At 54.0% G+C, this 17,937-nt stretch carries 15 protein-coding genes; 13 read left to right on the top strand and 2 right to left on the bottom strand.

Translation table 11 applies throughout. The features are described from left to right. Positions 1-34 precede the first annotated feature (34 nt). Positions 35-1,114, top strand: a complete 1,080-nt coding sequence (locus VN24_RS03765; RefSeq protein ID WP_045669323.1) for an ABC transporter substrate-binding protein — start codon at positions 35-37, stop codon at positions 1,112-1,114. Between the two features lie 106 nt (positions 1,115-1,220). Continuing rightward, positions 1,221-1,763: a nitroreductase family protein gene (locus VN24_RS03760; RefSeq protein ID WP_052702769.1), complete on the top strand. Its 543-nt coding sequence runs from the start codon at positions 1,221-1,223 to the stop codon at positions 1,761-1,763. Between the two features lie 183 nt (positions 1,764-1,946). On the opposite strand, the gene VN24_RS03755 is transcribed toward VN24_RS03760, so the two are convergent. After that, positions 1,947-3,155: a glucose-1-phosphate adenylyltransferase gene (locus VN24_RS03755; RefSeq protein ID WP_045669322.1), complete on the bottom strand. Its 1,209-nt coding sequence runs from the start codon at positions 3,153-3,155 to the stop codon at positions 1,947-1,949. A 225-nt stretch (positions 3,156-3,380) separates the two neighbouring features. Between VN24_RS03755 and VN24_RS03750 the strand changes: the two genes are divergently transcribed. From VN24_RS03750 to VN24_RS28675, 6 genes are all read left to right on the top strand, one after another. After that, positions 3,381-3,707: a YflT domain-containing protein gene (locus tag VN24_RS03750; protein WP_045669321.1), complete on the top strand. Its 327-nt coding sequence runs from the start codon at positions 3,381-3,383 to the stop codon at positions 3,705-3,707. Positions 3,708-4,153: 446 nt separating this feature from the next. Beyond that, on the top strand, positions 4,154-5,356 hold the full coding sequence (locus tag VN24_RS03745; RefSeq protein WP_045669320.1) for a GTP-binding protein: 1,203 nt from the start codon (positions 4,154-4,156) through the stop codon (positions 5,354-5,356). 238 nt (positions 5,357-5,594) lie between these two features. Further along, positions 5,595-6,206: a hypothetical protein gene (locus tag VN24_RS03740; protein ID WP_045669319.1), complete on the top strand. Its 612-nt coding sequence runs from the start codon at positions 5,595-5,597 to the stop codon at positions 6,204-6,206. Between the two features lie 902 nt (positions 6,207-7,108). Beyond that, positions 7,109-10,804: a response regulator gene (locus VN24_RS03735; protein ID WP_045669318.1), complete on the top strand. Its 3,696-nt coding sequence runs from the start codon at positions 7,109-7,111 to the stop codon at positions 10,802-10,804. 40 nt (positions 10,805-10,844) lie between these two features. Further along, positions 10,845-11,645 (top strand): CheR family methyltransferase, encoded by an 801-nt coding sequence (locus tag VN24_RS03730; RefSeq protein ID WP_338012221.1) that lies wholly within the window; start codon positions 10,845-10,847, stop codon positions 11,643-11,645. Positions 11,646-11,696: 51 nt separating this feature from the next. Continuing rightward, the gene (locus VN24_RS28675) at positions 11,697-14,024 is read left to right on the top strand and encodes a response regulator (RefSeq protein WP_082083602.1); all 2,328 of its coding nucleotides are present in this window, start codon (positions 11,697-11,699) and stop codon (positions 14,022-14,024) included. A gap of 91 nt (positions 14,025-14,115) precedes the next feature. Here the strand turns inward: VN24_RS28675 and VN24_RS03720 are convergent, their stop codons facing one another. Continuing rightward, positions 14,116-14,928, bottom strand: a complete 813-nt coding sequence (locus VN24_RS03720) for an SDR family oxidoreductase (RefSeq protein WP_238590820.1) — start codon at positions 14,926-14,928, stop codon at positions 14,116-14,118. 233 nt (positions 14,929-15,161) lie between these two features. Here VN24_RS03720 and VN24_RS03710 point away from each other — a divergent pair, with 233 nt between their 5' ends. The 5 genes from VN24_RS03710 (at position 15,162) to VN24_RS28670 (ending at position 17,278) form a co-directional block, all read left to right on the top strand. Next, positions 15,162-15,806: a magnesium transporter CorA family protein gene (locus VN24_RS03710; RefSeq protein WP_148505191.1), complete on the top strand. Its 645-nt coding sequence runs from the start codon at positions 15,162-15,164 to the stop codon at positions 15,804-15,806. Next, positions 15,803-16,027 carry a CorA family divalent cation transporter gene (locus VN24_RS03705; RefSeq protein WP_045669314.1) on the top strand — a complete coding sequence of 75 codons (225 nt, stop codon included), beginning with the start codon at positions 15,803-15,805 and terminating at the stop codon, positions 16,025-16,027. The genes VN24_RS03710 and VN24_RS03705 overlap by 4 nt, the downstream gene beginning before the upstream one ends. 103 nt (positions 16,028-16,130) lie before the next feature. Next, positions 16,131-16,460 (top strand): hypothetical protein, encoded by a 330-nt coding sequence (locus tag VN24_RS03700; protein WP_148505190.1) that lies wholly within the window; start codon positions 16,131-16,133, stop codon positions 16,458-16,460. Positions 16,461-16,622: 162 nt separating this feature from the next. After that, positions 16,623-17,117 carry a hypothetical protein gene (locus tag VN24_RS03695; RefSeq protein ID WP_148505189.1) on the top strand — a complete coding sequence of 165 codons (495 nt, stop codon included), beginning with the start codon at positions 16,623-16,625 and terminating at the stop codon, positions 17,115-17,117. Between the two features lie 14 nt (positions 17,118-17,131). Further along, positions 17,132-17,278 (top strand): hypothetical protein, encoded by a 147-nt coding sequence (locus VN24_RS28670; protein WP_420798597.1) that lies wholly within the window; start codon positions 17,132-17,134, stop codon positions 17,276-17,278. Positions 17,279-17,937: the final 659 nt, after the last annotated feature.

The following is a 17,937-nucleotide window of genomic DNA, read 5'->3' as shown; positions in this document are numbered from 1 at the left end:
GCGCAGGAGCATCGGCGGAGAGGAGCATCAAAACATGGCGCAGTTTTACAGAGAGAACAAAGGGGGGCGCGCGAGAAGCTTGAAGCTCGCGCTGATCGCAGCTTTTATGATGGCAATCGTGTTGATTCAGGCATGCGGATCTTCCGGTCAAAGTACGAACGGCACGTCATCTTCCGGCTCCGAAGCGGGAGCGGAAGCTGCGGGTACGTCCTCAGAGGCGGCAAGCAATGTGCCCGCCGTACTGAACTACGGGTTTATCGGCAGCAATAAGCTGAACCTGCCGGCCGGCGCGGAAGGCTGGGGGCTGTATAAAGGGATTATCCAGGAGGAGCTGAAAAAGTACGGCATCTCCGAAGTGAAAGCGACCGGATTTCCGAACGGACCGGACCAGACGGAATCGCTGATCAGCGGACGCCTTGATTTCGGCAGCCTCGGCGACACGCCCGCCATTATCGCCTATTCGTCCGGCGCGAAAACGCGTCTCATTACGCAGTCCTCGACGGGCACGATCGGCTATGTGATCGGCAAGAAAGACGGTCCGAAGACGATTCAGGATCTGAAGGGCAAGACGATCGCGATCCAAAAGGGTTCTTTTATGCACCGTTATGTCGTCGGGCTGCTGAAGCAGGAAGGTGTAACCGATTATAAGCTCGTTCATATGCTCATCCCGGATGCGCAGGCGGCGCTCGCGCGCGGCGATGTGGACGCGATGACCAACACCGGCGTGAACGCGCTGAAACAGATCGACGAAGGCTTCACTTATCTCGACGATGCCACGAAGCATCCCGACCTGCTTGGCACAAGCGCAACCGTCGTATCGGAAGACTACCTGCAGAAGTTCCCTGATTTCCCGAAAGTGTGGAATGAAGCCCGTCTGAAGGCGCTTGAAGACTTGAAGCAGCACGAGGAAGAATATTATCAATTCGTTGCGCAGGTGTACAACACAACGGTCGAATTGGCGGAAAAAGTATATCCGATCAGCGACATCAAGGACACTCCGTTTACCGATAACGGCCTGAAGCTGCTGGAAGGCACGAAGAACTTCCTGGTGGAAGAGAAGCTGGCCAAAAGAGAATTCAATATTAGCGACTGGCAGTTGATAATTGGCGGATAAGGGCACTGGAGGCACTCCCTCGGGTGCCTCCTTTTTTCCACTCTTGCAAGTACTCTGATCACCGACGGATACCGATACCGTGACAAATGAAGGGAGCGAATTCATAATGACGATTCAAGAAGCGTTTTTTTCTTTCAAGCCGGAGCAGCCGGCCGATTCTCCAATAGTTAACCGCCTCAAGCGGTCCCCGTCCGAGAAAAGCGGACTCGATGAGGAAGCGCTGCTGTCTATTGTGAAGGCCGCCTATGCGGAACCATCGTCCGCAAATGAGAGGAAGTGGAGCTTTTACGCGGCGATGACGGAGGAGGAGAAGGTGCTGTTCCGTTCCTTTATCCGCGCGAAAGACCGCACCTGGACGGACAACGCAGCGGCGCTGCTGCTTTTCTCTTCGCACAGGCAGCCGGCTCAGGAACAAAGCAGTGCCGCCACGCTCAAGGACGCAGGGGGAGCATGGGCGAGACTGGCGCGCCAGGCGAGGCTGATGGGGATATCGACGCGTGCGGCGGGCGGCTTTGACCATTTTATCGCCCGCAAATTGCTGCAGGTGCCAGATTCGATCGTGCTTCATGCCGTCATTGCGCTTCAGAAACCTGACCGGCCGGATACGGGACGCTCCGGTTTGAGCGCACGGCTGCGGTGCAGACAATGATCATTCCGGCAATAGGACAAAAGATAAGGGCTGCCTGAGAAGGTCAACAACCTTCAGGCAGCCCTTTGTATTGCGCGAGCGAAGCTTAATTCGCTTAAGCGAGCGCGTTCGTGCGCCGTTTCGGTCGGCAAGCAGGCCTCTCGTTACCGCCGCGTCGTCCGCGCTCATCATTTTACCGTATGATTAGGAATAAAGACGTTCTTCATACCATTCCGCGGCGCCGCTTGCCGCTTCTTCCGCACCGGTAACGATGCGTCCCTTGCGGCGCTGCAGCGGTCCGCGGGTAAATCGGAACTCCCCTGCCCCGATTACGATAATTTTGCCGTCCTGTCCGGAAATGTACGAACCGTCTGCGATATAAGCGTCTTCACCGATAATGGCGCGATGGATCGTGACGTTGCGGCCGATCCGGGCGCCCGGCATAATAATGCTCTCCTTTACTTGGCTGCCTTGTCCGATTTGTACGCTCTGGAACAGGATCGAACGGTTTACCTCGCCTTCAATCCTGCAGCCGCGATTCATCATCGATTGTTGGACGTCGGCATAAGGCGCCACCTGGATGGCGGATGAAGCCATGTATTCCGGAGTATGCATCGGCCAATCGGTACGCTCAATTTCGAACTCTCCGGTAAGCAGGTCCATGTGGGCTTCCCACAAGCTGTCCGGTGTGCCCACGTCTCTCCAATATCCTTCAAAACGGTAAGCGTACACATGATGACGATCCGCCGACAGCATGGCGGGAATAACGTCTTTGCCGAAGTCGTGCGAGGATTCCGGATTCAGGGCATCTTCCCGCAAATATTTTTGCAGCACATCCCATTTGAAAATATAGACGCCCATTGAAGCCAGGTTGCTTTTCGGATTGGCCGGTTTTTCTTCGAACGTCTGCACTTTGTACGATTTGTCCGTATTCATAATTCCGAACCGGGACGCTTCTTCCCACGGAACGTCCTTGACGGCAAGCGTCATGGAAGCGCCTTTATTAATATGAAACTGAAGCATGTCGTTATAATCCATGTGATAGATATGGTCGCCGGAGACAATAAGCACGTGCTCCGGATTGCTGGATTCGATAAAATCAAGGTTCTGGTAGATGGCATCGGCTGTACCGACATATCCGCCGGTTTCATCATTGGAAGACAGCAGCGAAACTTGAAGATTGCTCCACGCATCGCCTTCTCCGATATGCGTATCGATGGAGTCTTTCATGTATTGGGTCAAAATGCCGACCGTATCGATACCGGAGTTCACGCAATTGCTAAGAGGGAAATCGATGATCCGGTACCGTCCACCAAAGTGCACCGCCGGCTTTGCCAGACGGTTTGTTAACGGAGCCAGTCGTTTCCCTTCGCCGCCCGCAAGCAGCATCGCTACACATTTCGTTTGTTTCATCTGTCTACCTCCGTTTCCAATGTGTACTATAGTTGTAAACGCCCCGCATCGGTTTGAAACGAAATCGCTATCAAGAAATGGAATGCAAAAATAAACATTAATTACCATTTCTTAATGGTTGATTCAACCGTGATCGGGACGGTTAACGAAAAGTAACTTGAGGATATGCTTACATTCATTCATAACCTCAAAAAAATAACTTTTACGAAAAATGGAGGGATTACGATGAAACCGAGCATTCAAGTCGTTGAGAATGGTATGGACGCGATGTCAGCCGTGCGTGAATTGAATCGACGCGGCTATAACCGGGATGAAATTTACGTGTTGACTCATGACAAGGATGAAACGGACCGTCTGGCCGACAACTCCAACGCCAATGAAATCGGCCTGTCGGAGGAGGGCGTGTTCAACTCCATGGCGAATATGTTTCGCTCGCGGGGAGACGAGCTTCGCTCCAAGCTGGGGGCGATCGGCCTGAATGACATGGAAGCCGAGCGGTATGAAGAAGTGCTCGACCAAGGCAAGATTTTGGTTATCGCTAAAGTTCATTGATCGGCAGAGAACAGGCAGACGTCAGCATTGAAGCCGGCGGGTCGACCGCTTTAGTCTCTGTCACCGACAAGGTTTGTTCGCGCGCGCAGACGCTGCCGCCCGAGCAAGCCTTGTTTTGAGTTATAATGGATTATAATGCATAATTAATGCAACTTATGAATGAAATCAACTCCTCCCGTTATTTATTGTGTCCGCACAGCCGGAACATGCGCAGGATTAGAGTATGTCGGCGCTCATGATCGGCAATGGATTCGGCAGTCCGGATCACGGGTTGCAGCCGATAACGGAAAGCCCAACATATCTAAAGAAATGATACTATGAAAACGTTATACAGTCTGTCGAACGGTGATTGCATTTTTTAGATTTTTATGTCGAAAACCGCATAAAGCTTGCGGCGTTTGAATGACGCAAACCGTTAGTCGCATGAACAAAAGGAGAAATGTGGAATGAGAGAATCACGTAAGCCGATACCGGTCATTGTGCTGGCCGGATTTCTTGGGAGCGGCAAAACGACGCTGCTGACCCGGCTGCTGGAGCGGTGCAAAACGTCCGGCCTGAAGCCGGCGGTCATTGTGAACGAGCTGGGGGAAGTGAATCTTGACGGGATGCTTGTCGAGCGTGATGTTCCGATGGCTGAAATGCTCGGCGGCTGTATATGCTGCACCTCCCGCGGCGACCTGGGCATGGAAATAATGGCGCTTGTGCAGCAGCATGAACCCGACGTCATTCTGATCGAATCGACCGGAGCAGCGAGCCCGCTGGAAATGATCGACGGTATAACGGAAGCGGCGATGATGGTGCGGATTTCGCTCGAAACGATCGTCACGGTCGTCGACGGACCGGAGCTTCTGCGACTTGGCCGCAGCGGCAAAGGCCGGACGTATAAGCTGCAGCGGGATGGAATCGTTTGCGCGACCTCTCTCGTGCTGAATAAGACCGATTTGCTGCAGCCGGACGAGCGGGTGGAGGCGGAACAGCTGCTTCGGGAGCTGAACCGCTATGCGCCGGTCGTCGCGGCGGTCCGCTGCGATATGGACGAACGGTGGCTGGACGATCATCTGAAGTCCGGAGCGGAAGAAGCCGATCTTAAAATGGACATGAAGACAGCCGGCTCCTGCTCCACCGGCGAAGGGAAACACGCTCCCGGTTGCGGCTGCGGGCATGACGATCACGGCCACGAGCACGGAGCTCATCCGCACGGCGAGCACAGCCACGAGCACGGAGCTCGTTCGCACAGCGAGCACGACCACGAGCATGGAGCTCGTTCGTACAGCGGTCACGGCCACGAGCACGGAGCTCATCCGCACGACGAGCATAGCCACGAGCACGGAGCTCATTCGCACAGCGGGCACGACCACGTGATGGCGGTTACCTGTTATTTGGACGGTCCTGTGGACAGCGAAGCGTTCGAAGCGTTTCTCCGGAAGCTTCCGGACAACGTATACCGAGCCAAAGGAATCGTCACGTTTACCGATACCGCAAGCCGGTTTCTGTTCCAGTACGCCTACCGCGAAGTGGACTTTTTGGCGATCCGGCCTCAAGGGGACGTTAAAGATGTCGCCGTCTTTATCGGCGAGCATTTCGTTAGGGACGAAGTGGTGCAGCCGCTTGAGCAGCTCATTGTGAAATCGGACGGCGTGCCGCGTTAAGTGCAACATGCGTAGAAAAGGGACCGGGAGCGGTTCCTTTTTTTTTTCACGCTCCATCCAAATCCCGAACGAGAGTGCTGAACCCGAGCTCCGACAGCTTAATGCGCATGACGTTTTCCGCCGCCGTCATCGGACGGCTAAATTTCGGATACGGACTTGTTTGATAGGCTGTTCGTCGTGGTAATGGGAAACAATAGGGCAATCGTCCTTGAATTGAACGGGAGAGGGTGTATATTTGATGCGCACAATAATCGGAGTTGCCGCCGCTTGCACGCTGCTGCTGTTTGCCGGATTGGGATTGACGTTAAAATTTGACAGCCGGCCGGCAGCTCCGGAAGTGCAGTCAGCACCCGTTGGTGCGATTAATAGCGGCACGCCCCTGCTGGAGTTGTCCGCAGGAAGCGGGGAACAGGAAGCGGAAAATGCTTTCTTCAAAGCGGAGCCTCATCTGGCGGGAGGAAAGCGTGATTTCGGCATGATCAACGGCGTTTCCCTCAGCGACGGCAAAGCGGATGTGATGCGCAAGCTCGGCCTTCCCGCAGCGGCTCCGGCCGACGAGCAGCTCTCCTCGAGGACGAGCTGGATCTATCCCGGCATCACGATCGGATTTGACGGCGACCAACTGAATTATATTCTTATTCCGAAGGAAGCGGGCGAAGTGAAAGTCGGGGGGTTGACCCTTCCCGTCGATATTGAAGCTTGGAAGAATGCATTCGGAAAGCCGGATTTCGAAGCGGAGGACGGTTTCGGCTATGTGGACGCGAATGGCATGGCGGCGAAACTGTTTGTGGACGGGAGCAGCGGAAAGCTGACGTCGATTGATTTCTTCTGGCCGATGACCTCAGAGTAATACGAATCGAATAACGTTCCGGAGATGCTGATTCAGTTTTTTTCGATGGGGGTAAAGGTACTCTAATTGAAACTGCCGGCATGGAAGATCCGCCGCAGCCGCTGCCCGAATGGGCGGCGGCTGCTTTAGCGTCAATGGGAATCCGGTATTTCCCTTGTAAATATCGTGCAATTTGCGGTATAGGAGTGACGCCTTCCTTGTTATTGTGTAGAATGGTGGGGCTTTGCATTACGGGTTGTTCTTGGATGCTAACGGAAGCAGTGGACGTTATTCTGCTCATTTTGTTCAATTTGAAAATCTAACGGAAGTATCGGACCTTATTTCTGTTTTTCGGTCTGAAAATAACCCATTTTAAATCGATTAAGAGCTGTCAGTTCCGTTAGATACCCAAATGGGCTCATAAATGTAAAATAAGAGCTGTCAGTTCCGTTAGATATCCAAATCGGTTCATAACTGCAAAATAAAAGCTACTTCAGTTCCGTTAGATCATCGAAAGGTTTTTCGGAGCGAACTACCAGATGATTTGGTGCAGGGCTGTATTGCGTTATAGAAGTGCAGATCAACAGTTCTAAGTAGTAGTGGCCGGCGGCGTGAGACTAGTGGCTGCGGGGCTAGTGCTGTGAGTCAAGTGCTGTGAGTCCAATTTGCGAAGATTCACAGCCATTAACGGATCGTAAGTCCGCGTTCAGCCCAAAAAACGAGTGATATGCGGGAAATAGCGGATTCTATGTCCGCTCGCGTCGATTCCATGCAGCTGATGCAGCTGAGTTCACTTAAAAGTCAAGCTCTTATACCAAGTCTACACCAAGTCTATACCAAGTTTATACCAAGTTTGAGCCTCTGTTATTTCGATTATTTTACTAGAGGGGATTGCGAGAGGGGATTGCGGTGATGACAGACAGATGAAGATACGTACGAAACTGCTGCTCGGATTTTCATTTCTGATGACGATTTTGCTGCTTCTCAGCAGTGCCGGCATACGCAATTTGTATAATCTGGGCGCGCAAACCAATGAAGTCTACGATCAAAGGTATATGAAAGTATCGGTTGCGATGAACGCCCGCAGCCAGGCAAACGATATTGCCACTTTTCTGGTCAATGTGCTTACCGTACCGACGCGGGAGACGCTGGACAAAAACAAACCGGCGCTGGAAGCGGCCGCCGCCAATCTGAACGATGCGGTCCAGAAGCTGCAGCTCAATTACCTTTCGGAGTATGAAGGCGAAATGGTGGACGAGCTTGCGGCCGACACTGAAGAGTACGAGAACTACATGAGGCAGGTTATCAATCTGGTCGGCCAGGGACGGGGAGAGGCCGCCATCCAGCTTCGCGAAAGCGAAGGGCGGGCTTACCAGGAGCAGCTTGTCGCGCAAATTGACAAATTGGCCAATTACCATCAGCGGGCGATGCAGAACGCCGTTGCCCAGGCGGAGCAGGATAATACGGATACGACGAATCTGATGATTATCGTGACGGCGATCGGAATTTTGGCCGGACTTGTCGTCGTGTTCTGGAGCCTGCTGAGCATGAGCCGCGGCTTTAACTCCCTCTCGCACATGATCAACGGCTTCGCCAAAGGGGGAGAGGCCGCCAGGACGGCCCGTCTGCGGACAAGACCGGGCGGCGAATTCGGCGCGGTAGCCGACACGTTCATTGCGCTGGCGGACGATCTTGACGAGAAGACCGCGCGCGAGGAGGAACACAACCGGCAGATGCAGGTACAGACCTGGATCAAAACGAATTTGGCGGGCGTCATCGTGGGGGTTCAAAATGAAAACAATTTGAACAGCTTGGCCGGCAAATTTGTTGACGCCGTGACGCCGCTTGTTGAGGCGAGCTACGGAGCGCTTTATGTGCGCGATAATCTGGGCGAAGGCAGAAAGCTCGACTTGATGGGCGTCTATGCTGGCGAAGACCAGCCCATCGCCGTGAAACATTTCGCATGGGGCGAAGGACTGGTCGGCCAGTGTGCGGCAGACCGGAAGCCGATGCTCCTGGAGCAGGTGCCCGATTCTTATGTGCGCATCCGCTCGGGTTTTGGCGAGGCTAGCCCCAAGCAAATCTATCTCGTTCCGGTTCATTATCAGAGCCATGTCGTAGCCGTCCTTGAATTGGCCACTCTGAAGTCGTTTACGCAGGCGCACATCGAGCTGCTGCAGCAGCTTGGCGAGAACATGGGCATGGTGATGCATAATGCGTTCGGCCGGAACCGGATCGAAGAGCTGCTGCGCGAATCGCAGACGATGAGCGAGGAGCTGCAGTCGCAATCGGAGGAGCTGATGAGCCAGCAGGATGAGCTGCGCCGCTCCAACGACCGTCTGGAAGAGCAGACGAGAGCGCTCAAGCGATCCGAGGAGACGCTGCAAAACCAGCAGGAACAGCTGGAGCAGACGAATGAAGAGCTGCTGCAGAAGACCCATCTGCTGGAGCTGCAAATGAAAGAAACGAAGAAGCAAAATGAACGCATCGAGAAGACGCGCGACGCGCTGGAGAAGCAGACGATCCAGCTTGGGCTTGCGTCCAAGTATAAATCGGAGTTTTTGGCCAATATGTCGCATGAGCTGCGAACGCCGCTGAACAGTCTTCTTATTTTGTCGCAAATGCTCGCAGGCAACAAGGAAGGAAATTTGACGGAGAAGCAGGTCGAATTCGCAACGACGATTCATGCCTCCGGCAGCGATCTGCTGAAGCTGATCGATGAAATTCTTGATTTGTCCAAAATCGGAGCGGGCAAAATGGACCTCGTCACCGAATATGTGCCGCTTGCCGAGCTGGAGCATTACGTCATGCGCAACTTCCGGCCGATCAGCCAGCAGAAAGGGGTCGCTCTCGAAACGAAGGTGGACGAAGACGTATCGCGGCAAATTTTTACGGACGGCCATCGGGTAAAACAGATTTTGCGCAACCTGCTTTCCAACGCGTTTAAATTTACGAATCAAGGCTCCGTCAAGCTGCATATTCGCCGGGCCGGGGAACATGAACTGCCGGCCGGTGGAAGCGGCGGCGGTTGGATCGCTTTCGAAGTGCGGGATACCGGAATCGGCATTCAAGAGGATAAACAGTCGATCATATTCGAAGCGTTCCAGCAGGCGGACGGCACGACAAGCCGCAAATACGGCGGCACGGGCCTTGGGCTTGCGATCAGCCGCGACTTGGCGAAGCTGCTCGGGGGCACGTTAAGACTGGAGAGCGAAGAGGGGCGGGGCAGCGCATTTACGCTGGTCATTCCGGAGCTTCATTCCGGCAGCCGGCTGGAGCTGCAGGAAGAGGGCGGACAATCCGATTCGCAGCTGTTTCCGCAGATGGCCGAAACGGCTGCATCTCGGTCGGAAGTCTCCGCGCCGCCCAAGCCGGAGAACGCCAGAAGCTCAAAGCCGGAACTGACGGTCGATTTGACGGACGATTTGGAGACGCTGGAGCAGGGCGACAAGCTGGTGCTGATCGTTGAAGACGATATCGCCTTCGCCCGCATTCTGCTCGACATCGCAAGAGCCCGCGGGTTTAAAGGAATCGTGGCGCTGCAGGGCGACAAAGGGCTGAGCTATGCGCGCAATTACAAGCCGGATGCGATATTGCTGGATATTCAGCTGCCCGTCATGGACGGCTGGTCGGTGCTTCACCAGCTGAAGAACCATTCGGATACGCGGCATATACCGGTCCATCTCATATCCGTCTTCGATGAAATTCAGCAGGGCCTCTCGCTTGGAGCGATCGCGTACTTGAAGAAGCCGACGACCAAAGAAAGCCTGGACGCCGTATTCTCGCAGATTGAATCGTTTATGGAACGGAATCTGAAGCGGCTGCTCATCGTCGAGGACGACGAGGCTCAGCGCCGCTCGATCGAGGAGCTTATCGGCGATGAGGACGTCGCCATTACGGGCGTTTCCTCGGGCAGGGAAGCGCTGATGGAGCTGGGCGGCCAGCACTACGATTGCATGGTGCTCGACCTCGGTCTGCCGGATATGACCGGCTTCGAGCTGCTCGATCAAATCCGCAAAAACGAAGATTTGCACGACCTGCCGATTATTATTTATACCGGCCGCGAGCTGGAAAAGCGGGAAGAGATGATGCTGAAGAAGTATGCGGAGACGATCATCATTAAGGATGTGAAATCGCCCGAGCGGCTTCTTGACGAAACGACGCTGTTCCTGCACCGCATCGAAGCCCAGATGCCGGAGGAGAAACGCAATTTGCTGCGCCAGCTGCACAATGTGGAAACGATTTTCGAGCATAAAAACGTGCTCATCGTCGATGACGACATCCGCAACGTGTTCGCGCTCGGGAGCGTGCTGGAAAGCTATCATATAAACGTGCTGTACGCTGAAAACGGCCGCGAAGCGATTGAGATGATCGAGAAGAACGCCGACCTTGATCTTGTGCTGATGGATATTATGATGCCGGAAATGGACGGCTACGAAGCGATGCGTCTCATTCGTGAAAATGCCAAGTACGACAAGCTGCCTATTATCGCCATAACCGCCAAAGCGATGAAGGGCGACCGTGATAAATGTATCGAAGCGGGAGCTTCCGATTACTTTGCCAAGCCGGTAAATATTGATCAGCTGCTTTCATTGATGAGGGTGTGGTTATATAAATAACAGTGAGAAATTTTCATCGCAAAACGATGAGCGCGAACAAGTGGAAATCGAGCTGCTGCTGGAGGCGGTATTCCGGCTGCACGGTTACGATTTCCGCAATTACGCTTACGCCTCGATCCGGCGCCGGATTTGGCACCGTGTGAATGCGGAGCGGCTTGCAACCGTGACGGGGCTTACCGAACGCGTCCTCCATGACCGGGACTGTCTGAAGCGGCTGATCGCCGATATGACCATTCACGTAACGGAAATGTTCCGCGATCCCGAAGCGTTCCTGTCGTTCCGTAAAGCTGTGGTGCCGCTGCTGCGGACGTATCCGTTCATCCGGATTTGGCATGCAGGCTGTTCGACCGGCGAAGAGGTGTATTCGATGGCGATTCTGCTGCAGGAGGAAGGGCTGTACGACCGCACTCGCATCTACGCAACGGATATGAATGCGGATGTGCTTGATGTGGCGCGCGAAGGCGTGTTTCCGCTGGAGCGAATGCAACAGTATACGCGCAACTACATGGAGGCGGGAGGCAGAGAGTCGTTCTCCGATTATTACACGGCCAAGTACGATTCGGTTATTTTTCAAAGCGATTTGAAAAAAAATATCGTCTTTGCCCAGCATAATCTCGTCACAGACGGTTCATTCAACGAATTCCATGTCATCCTGTGCCGGAACGTAATGATTTATTTCAACAAGGAACTGCAAAACCACGTTCACTCTCTGCTGTACGACAGTCTCAGTATGTTCGGTGTGATCAGTCTCGGCACGAAGGAATCGATTAATTTCACAAGGCACGCCGATCGTTATGAAGAGCTTGATATTCACAACCGGTTATACCGCAAGGTGAAGTGAATGTCCGCTTATGAACGGTGCCGTTTCACTCTATTTTAGGCAGGTGAAGCAATGGTGATCTCCTATGATGGACCTATCAATATACTGCTGGTTGACGACCATCCGGAAAATCTGCTTGCAATCGAAGCGGTTCTCGGCGATTTAAACTATAATCTGGTCAAATGTTTGTCCGGGGAGGAAGCGCTGCGCGCTCTTCTGAAGGATGATTTTGCCGTCATCGTATTGGATGTGCAGATGCCGGGCATGGATGGCTTCGAGACAGCCAGAATGATTAAGTCGCGCGATAAAACGAAAGAAATTCCGATCATATTCGTTTCTGCGACGAGCAAGGAAACCCAGCATTTATATACCGGGTATGCCGTGGGAGCGATCGACTATATGCTTAAACCGTTCGTGCCGCAAATTTTCCGCTCAAAGATCGAAGGCTTCGTCAGTATGTATGTCAGCAATAAAAAACTGCAGCTGCAAACGGACCTGCTTCACCAGAAAAAGAAGGAGCTCGAAAAAATAAACAATGAGCTGCTGCGCATGACGTATCAGCTGTCGAAAGCGGAAGCGATGACGAATGTCGTCACCAGCACTTCGATGGATACGATGGTCACGTTTGACGAACGGGGTACGATTCTGGCCGTCAACAAGGCGCTGACGACGATGTTCGGCTACGGGGAGGAGGAAGTGATCGGCAAGCCGGTTACGCTTCTTATTCCGCTTCTTGAACCGGATATTAGCGGCAAAACGGCGGAGGATGGCTCCAAGCCTGGCATCAAGCCGGAAGAGGTCACTCCCCGCCGGAAAGACGGAAGCTGGTTTTTTGCCGAAATGAAGCTGGGCAGCACGATGGTCGAGGGCGAACGGATCTATGCGTGTACGATCAGCGATATTTCGGAGCGCAAGCAATCCGAGCGCGAGCTCGTCCGGGCGAAGGAAGCGGCGGAAATTGCGGCCAGAGCGAAAACGGAATTTCTGGCGATGGTCAGCCATGAAATCCGCACGCCGATGAACGGAGTGATCGGCATGACGACGCTGCTGATGGAAACGGCACTGAACGAGGAGCAGCGCGATTATGCGGAGATTATCCAGAAGAGCGGGAACACGCTGCTGAACGTCATCAACGACATTCTCGACTATGCCAAAATCGAAGCCGGGAAGATGGAGCTGGAGGAAGTGCAGTTCCAGCTGCAAAGCTGTCTCGATGAGACGCTTGATATGTTTATCGCCAAATCCCGCGAACGCAACCTGGACATCACATGTACAATCGACCCGGCGATACCGGAATTTGTGTATGGAGATGCGACCAAGCTGCGCCAAATTCTGATTAATCTGGTGGGCAACGCAATCAAATTCACGAATGAGGGCAGCATCCAAATTTACGTCCGTGCTGCGGAACAATCGAATCAGGGTGGGAATCGTCAACCTTACAAAGCGGCGAAAAATAAACCGGGGCTTGATGTCTGGCAGACGGGCGCCCCGGCTTCGGGGGAAGAAACGGTCAATCCGCTTTTGATGCTGGAGTTCGAGGTGCGGGATACGGGCGTCGGCATTCCGGACGACAAGCTGCCCCTACTCTTCAAGCCGTTCTCCCAGCTGGATTCTTCGATGACCCGCAAGTACGGGGGAACGGGACTCGGGCTCGCCATCTGCAGCAACCTTGTCGAAATGATGGGCGGGACAATCCGCGTCGAGCATAATGTGCCGACAGGGGCCGTGTTTATGTTCACGATCGCTCTGAAGCGTTTTGCAAGCGGCAAGGCCGCTCCGAGCGAGTTGCCGGCGCTGCCTGCGCCGGAGGAGAAAGCGGAACCAAGCCGCAAGGGGGCGTTCTCTTTCCTCGCGATGCTGGAGGGTACGGTCGGCGAGATCGGGGCCGCCTCCGAGCGTGAACGGGAAGAAGCGGAAGGTGCCATGCGCGAACGGGATGATGCCGCATTGCCGCTTGGCCCGCGCTCGGTGATCGGCGGGAACGACGGAATGTCAACGCCGCCGCGAATTCTGGTGGCGGAAGACAACGAAGTGAACCAGAAGCTGACGCTGCGGCTGCTGGGCCGTCTCGGCTATGCGGCCGACATTGCCGAGAACGGATGGCAGGCGCTTGAAATGGCAGCCGCCGAAGAGTATGACCTCATTCTGATGGATATGCAGATGCCGGTCATGGATGGGCTGGAAGCGACGCGCCGGATCGGCGAGAATAAAGAGACGGGGAGCCGCCCGGTCATTGTCGCCATGACGGCCAACGTGCTGCCGGCGGACCGCCAGCGCTGCTTGGATGCCGGGATGACGGATTATATCAGCAAGCCGGTCCGGCTGGAAATGCTCGACGATATTTTGCAGCGGTATTTGGCGGAAGGGATTTCGGGTCGAGGCAAGCTGCCTGCGCATTAAGCGGGCAGCTTTTTTTTTGCGCTGCGGTTGTCGTTCGGACCTGTCCAAGCCTCCCTTCGGCCGCCTGAGCGACGAAGGGAGGGGGAGCGGATCACCCCCGCAGCAGCGATTCGGCGCCGTCAATGTAAATTTCGGTGCCTGTAATGTGGTCGGAATCGTCTGAGGCGAGAAACAGAACGAGTTTGGCTACCTGCTCCGGCCGCCCCGATTCTCCGGCGAGCGGATGGCCGCCTTCGGGATAAACGATCGGGATCGTAATTCCGTCCACCTCCGGCTTGCGGTTGGAGCTGGCTTCGATATCCGTGCTGATCGCGCCCGGACAGACGGCGTTGACGCGGATTTTGTAGCGGGCGAGTTCAAGCGCCGCCATCTTCATCAGTGCGACCTGCCCCGCTTTGGCCGTCCCGTATGCGCCCATGCCGAAATTGGTGAAGACCCGGTTGCCGTTGATGGAGCTTGTAATAATGACGCTGCCGCCTCCGCTATCCTTTAAGGCGGGGATGGCGTATTTTAGCGTGTAAAAGGTTCCGGTCAGGTCGATATCGATCGTCTGCTTCCATTCTTCGGGCGTCAGCAGCTCCAAGGGGGAGATTGTACCGTTAATGCCGGCATTGGCGAATACGATATCGAGTCTGCCGAATTGGTCCAGGCACCCCCGGTACGCCGCTTCGACTTCCAGCGGATTGGCGATATCCGCCGGAAGCGGCGCATATTCAGCTCCTAATGTGGAAATCTCCGAACAAACCTCCTGCATGCGCTGCCGGTTAATATCGACAAGCGCGACCTTAGCCCCTTCACGCGCAAACAGCAGCGCCGCCGCTCTTCCGATTCCGGAGCCTGCGCCCGTAACGAATGCGGCCTTACCCGCCAACCGGCGGGGCATATCGTACGTATAGGCTGACATCGCATTAACCCTCCTTTATTCATGTGCAACCGGCCGCTTCAGCGCCGGAATAACCCTCATTACCCAACCGGCGGCATCGTTTAACGGGGCGGAAACAAAATGGGTAAAACCCGCTTGAATGGAAACCGACCGGAAATTGGCATCTTCATAAAGCGCTTGCATTGATTCGTCGAACGGACCCAGCGGGTATCGAATGATGCAAAGATGACGCATGAGGGAAAGGAGCTGAGGGAGTGCAGAGCACACCATACCTTAATGTGGGGAATTGGCAATGGAAACGGTTTGACAGCAAGGAGGAAGCCGCTTCCTTCTATAAGGACAACGAAAGCGTACAAAAGTGGCTAATAAAAACGTCGGACAAAAAACGCAATCGCATATCCGCCGTTTCTTATCATGATGGACGAAACGCCGTTCACGGGTCGCTGGTCATCTGCGGGGATATTGAGAAGCCGGAGGACGCTTGTATTTTTCACTATTATTTGACTGTGGAAACGCTCATTACGATCGGATTCGACGAGTCGGATGTCGTAAAGGACTGCGAGGGATCGGACGAATTTTTTAAGCGCATCGCGACCCGTTCAAATCCCGTGGAAGGATTCATTCAGCTTGCTTCCGGAATCATGGAGCCGTTCTTTTCCGGGATGGATGATTTTGAAGTAAAGCTGCACCGGATGGAAATGAGAATGAAAGACCGCAACGGCGGACATTTGTTTCATCAAGTGCTTGAATTGCGGTATTCGCTGCTGTACTGGACGGGCCTGACAAGACCGATCCGAGAAATCCGCTACGCGCTGGACGAAGCGTTCCACGAGCTGCTCGGCAAAAGCCCGCTCAGCTTGACGACAACATTTCCAATTACCGCGGCAATGAAATTATGAAGACGCTGACGGTATTCACCGTGTTGTGCACGCCGATGACGGTGCTTGGCGCGATATGGGGAATGAATTTCAAAGTGATGCCGGAGCTGAACTTGACTTGGGGCTATGGGGCAGGTCTTGCGGTCATTTTGTTGTCCACGCTCGGGGTGTATCTCTGGATGCGGTCCAAAGGCTGGATGGGCGATTTGCTGCGGGGCGACAACAAGCGCGAGGAAGTGTAGCGGCGCTGTTTCAACCCGATATCGCATGTGTAATATCTAGTACGGCAGGACTAGTGCATGAGCCGAATTAACCTCACTATGAGGTATTTTAGAGGCGGTGTTGATGATGACGATCAAATATCGGAACACATGCTTTGATATCGAAATATTAGTTAAATATGAACCATCGGACGCAGCTGCTCCTTATCGCGTAAACGTGCAAAGCGCCAAAAATCCGCTCAGCTTCGGCAACACTCTGGCCGTGGCCGATTCGGAAGAGAAGGCGGTCAAAATGGCGGAACAGCTGTGCGGCTTTTACGCCAAGGCAAGGGAGAAAGGGTATTATTTAAAAGGCAAAGTATTCGTTAAGCCGGATCATCCCGATATTTCCGCCGGTGAAGTGCTGGAAAACAATCTGTCCGGCGAAGAGCTCGATCTGATGCTTGCTGAGTAATCGGCCTCGGTTGGAATCGTTAATGGGACAAAAGGCACGCAGCGCTCCGGGCGATGACCGGGGCGCTTATTTTTGGCCTTGGTAGCTTTCGGTCTGGTGGATAATTATTGCAGGGAAGGGAATGATATACCTGTTGCAAGGAAAGGACAGGTGATGGAAAACATGCGCAATATCGATATAAAACTGGGGCTCGGCGTGCTGCTGCTCGCGGCTGCAATTCCGCACGGCGCATCGGCGTATGCTGCAAAACCGAACGGCGAATCGGCGCAAGCTGCGGTTGTCGGCCATGGCATGCCGGATGGAGACTGCGGCAAACAGCACGCGGACGGTTCCCGGCATCATCCCCATATGCACCGGCATGAAGCATGGCGGCTGGAGCGTCTGCGCGAAGCGGCCTCCTACTTCGGCATCCAATCCGATGGCAAATCGGCGGAGCAGCTCAAGGCGGAAATTATGGCGATGAAAACGAAAGACAGCGCGAAATGGGAAGCGTTCAAGAAGTCGATGAAGGCGAAGCGGTTTGAGCGATTAAAGCAATTTGCCGCCAGTCAAGGCATTTCCACCGAAGGCAAGACGGAGCAGCAGCTGCGCAATGAGCTGCGCGCGCTTTGCCGGCATAAAGGGGAACAGCCGTCAGCGCCGAAATCGGCAGCCTGAGGAGCGGGGAAGACGTGCAGACCCGATTTCGAGAGTTGGACAAGTGGATAAGAAGGCGACTTCGAGCGGTACAATTGCGCAGTTGGAGGAAAGTAAGAAAGCTTCACTGGGACATGCGACGAAAAGGATGGAAGAGCCGAGAAACCCCGGTCTACGCATGACAGCGTGGTTCAGTACAAACTGTGAATACGTCCAGTAAGCATTGCCGGGATAATCACTGGAGGGGCCGGATGCAACGACCCGAACGTTCGGATCTGTGAGAGGCCTATGTACTTAGCATGGGCCTACTCTATTTGGTAGTCTGCTGCCTGCTTTTTCAGTGGACAGCCTTACAATATATAGCTCTGCACGAAGGGTGTAAATTTGAAAAACATGCAATCGTACATCCTTTTTCTGTTCATTTATCGGGTACGTGAAAATTCCTGCAATAATACATTTTTTTGCCGACCCCATCTAACGTTCAGGCAATATAAGCCCGGAATTCCTGCACTATCGCAGGTTTTCACTCTCGGCATGCGATTTCGGTTGATAATGCCTGCACTATCGCAGGTTTTGCGAGAACGACCTCCCACTCAGCTGAAGTGCACCCCCTAGAATGGACATTGAGAACAGACCTCTCAGTGACGATACATTAATCATGACCCCAAATAGCGGAAATGATTAAAAGCTCCTAGACAGCAAGCTGGCTTCTCAGCGGAACTGGGGGTCATCTTATGCCAAATTTGCGACCGGCTCATCATGTGAATATTCATGAGGCAGCCTTTTGAAAGCCTGCTCAAGGTTTCTCAGGCAGGCCGGGTATGAAGCGCAAACCTTTTTG

The organism is Paenibacillus beijingensis (genome assembly GCF_000961095.1).
GTDB lineage: Bacteria > Bacillota > Bacilli > Paenibacillales > Paenibacillaceae > Paenibacillus_O > Paenibacillus_O beijingensis.
Note: the sequence above shows the minus strand (reverse complement) of the source record. Positions and strands in the feature narration are given on the sequence as shown.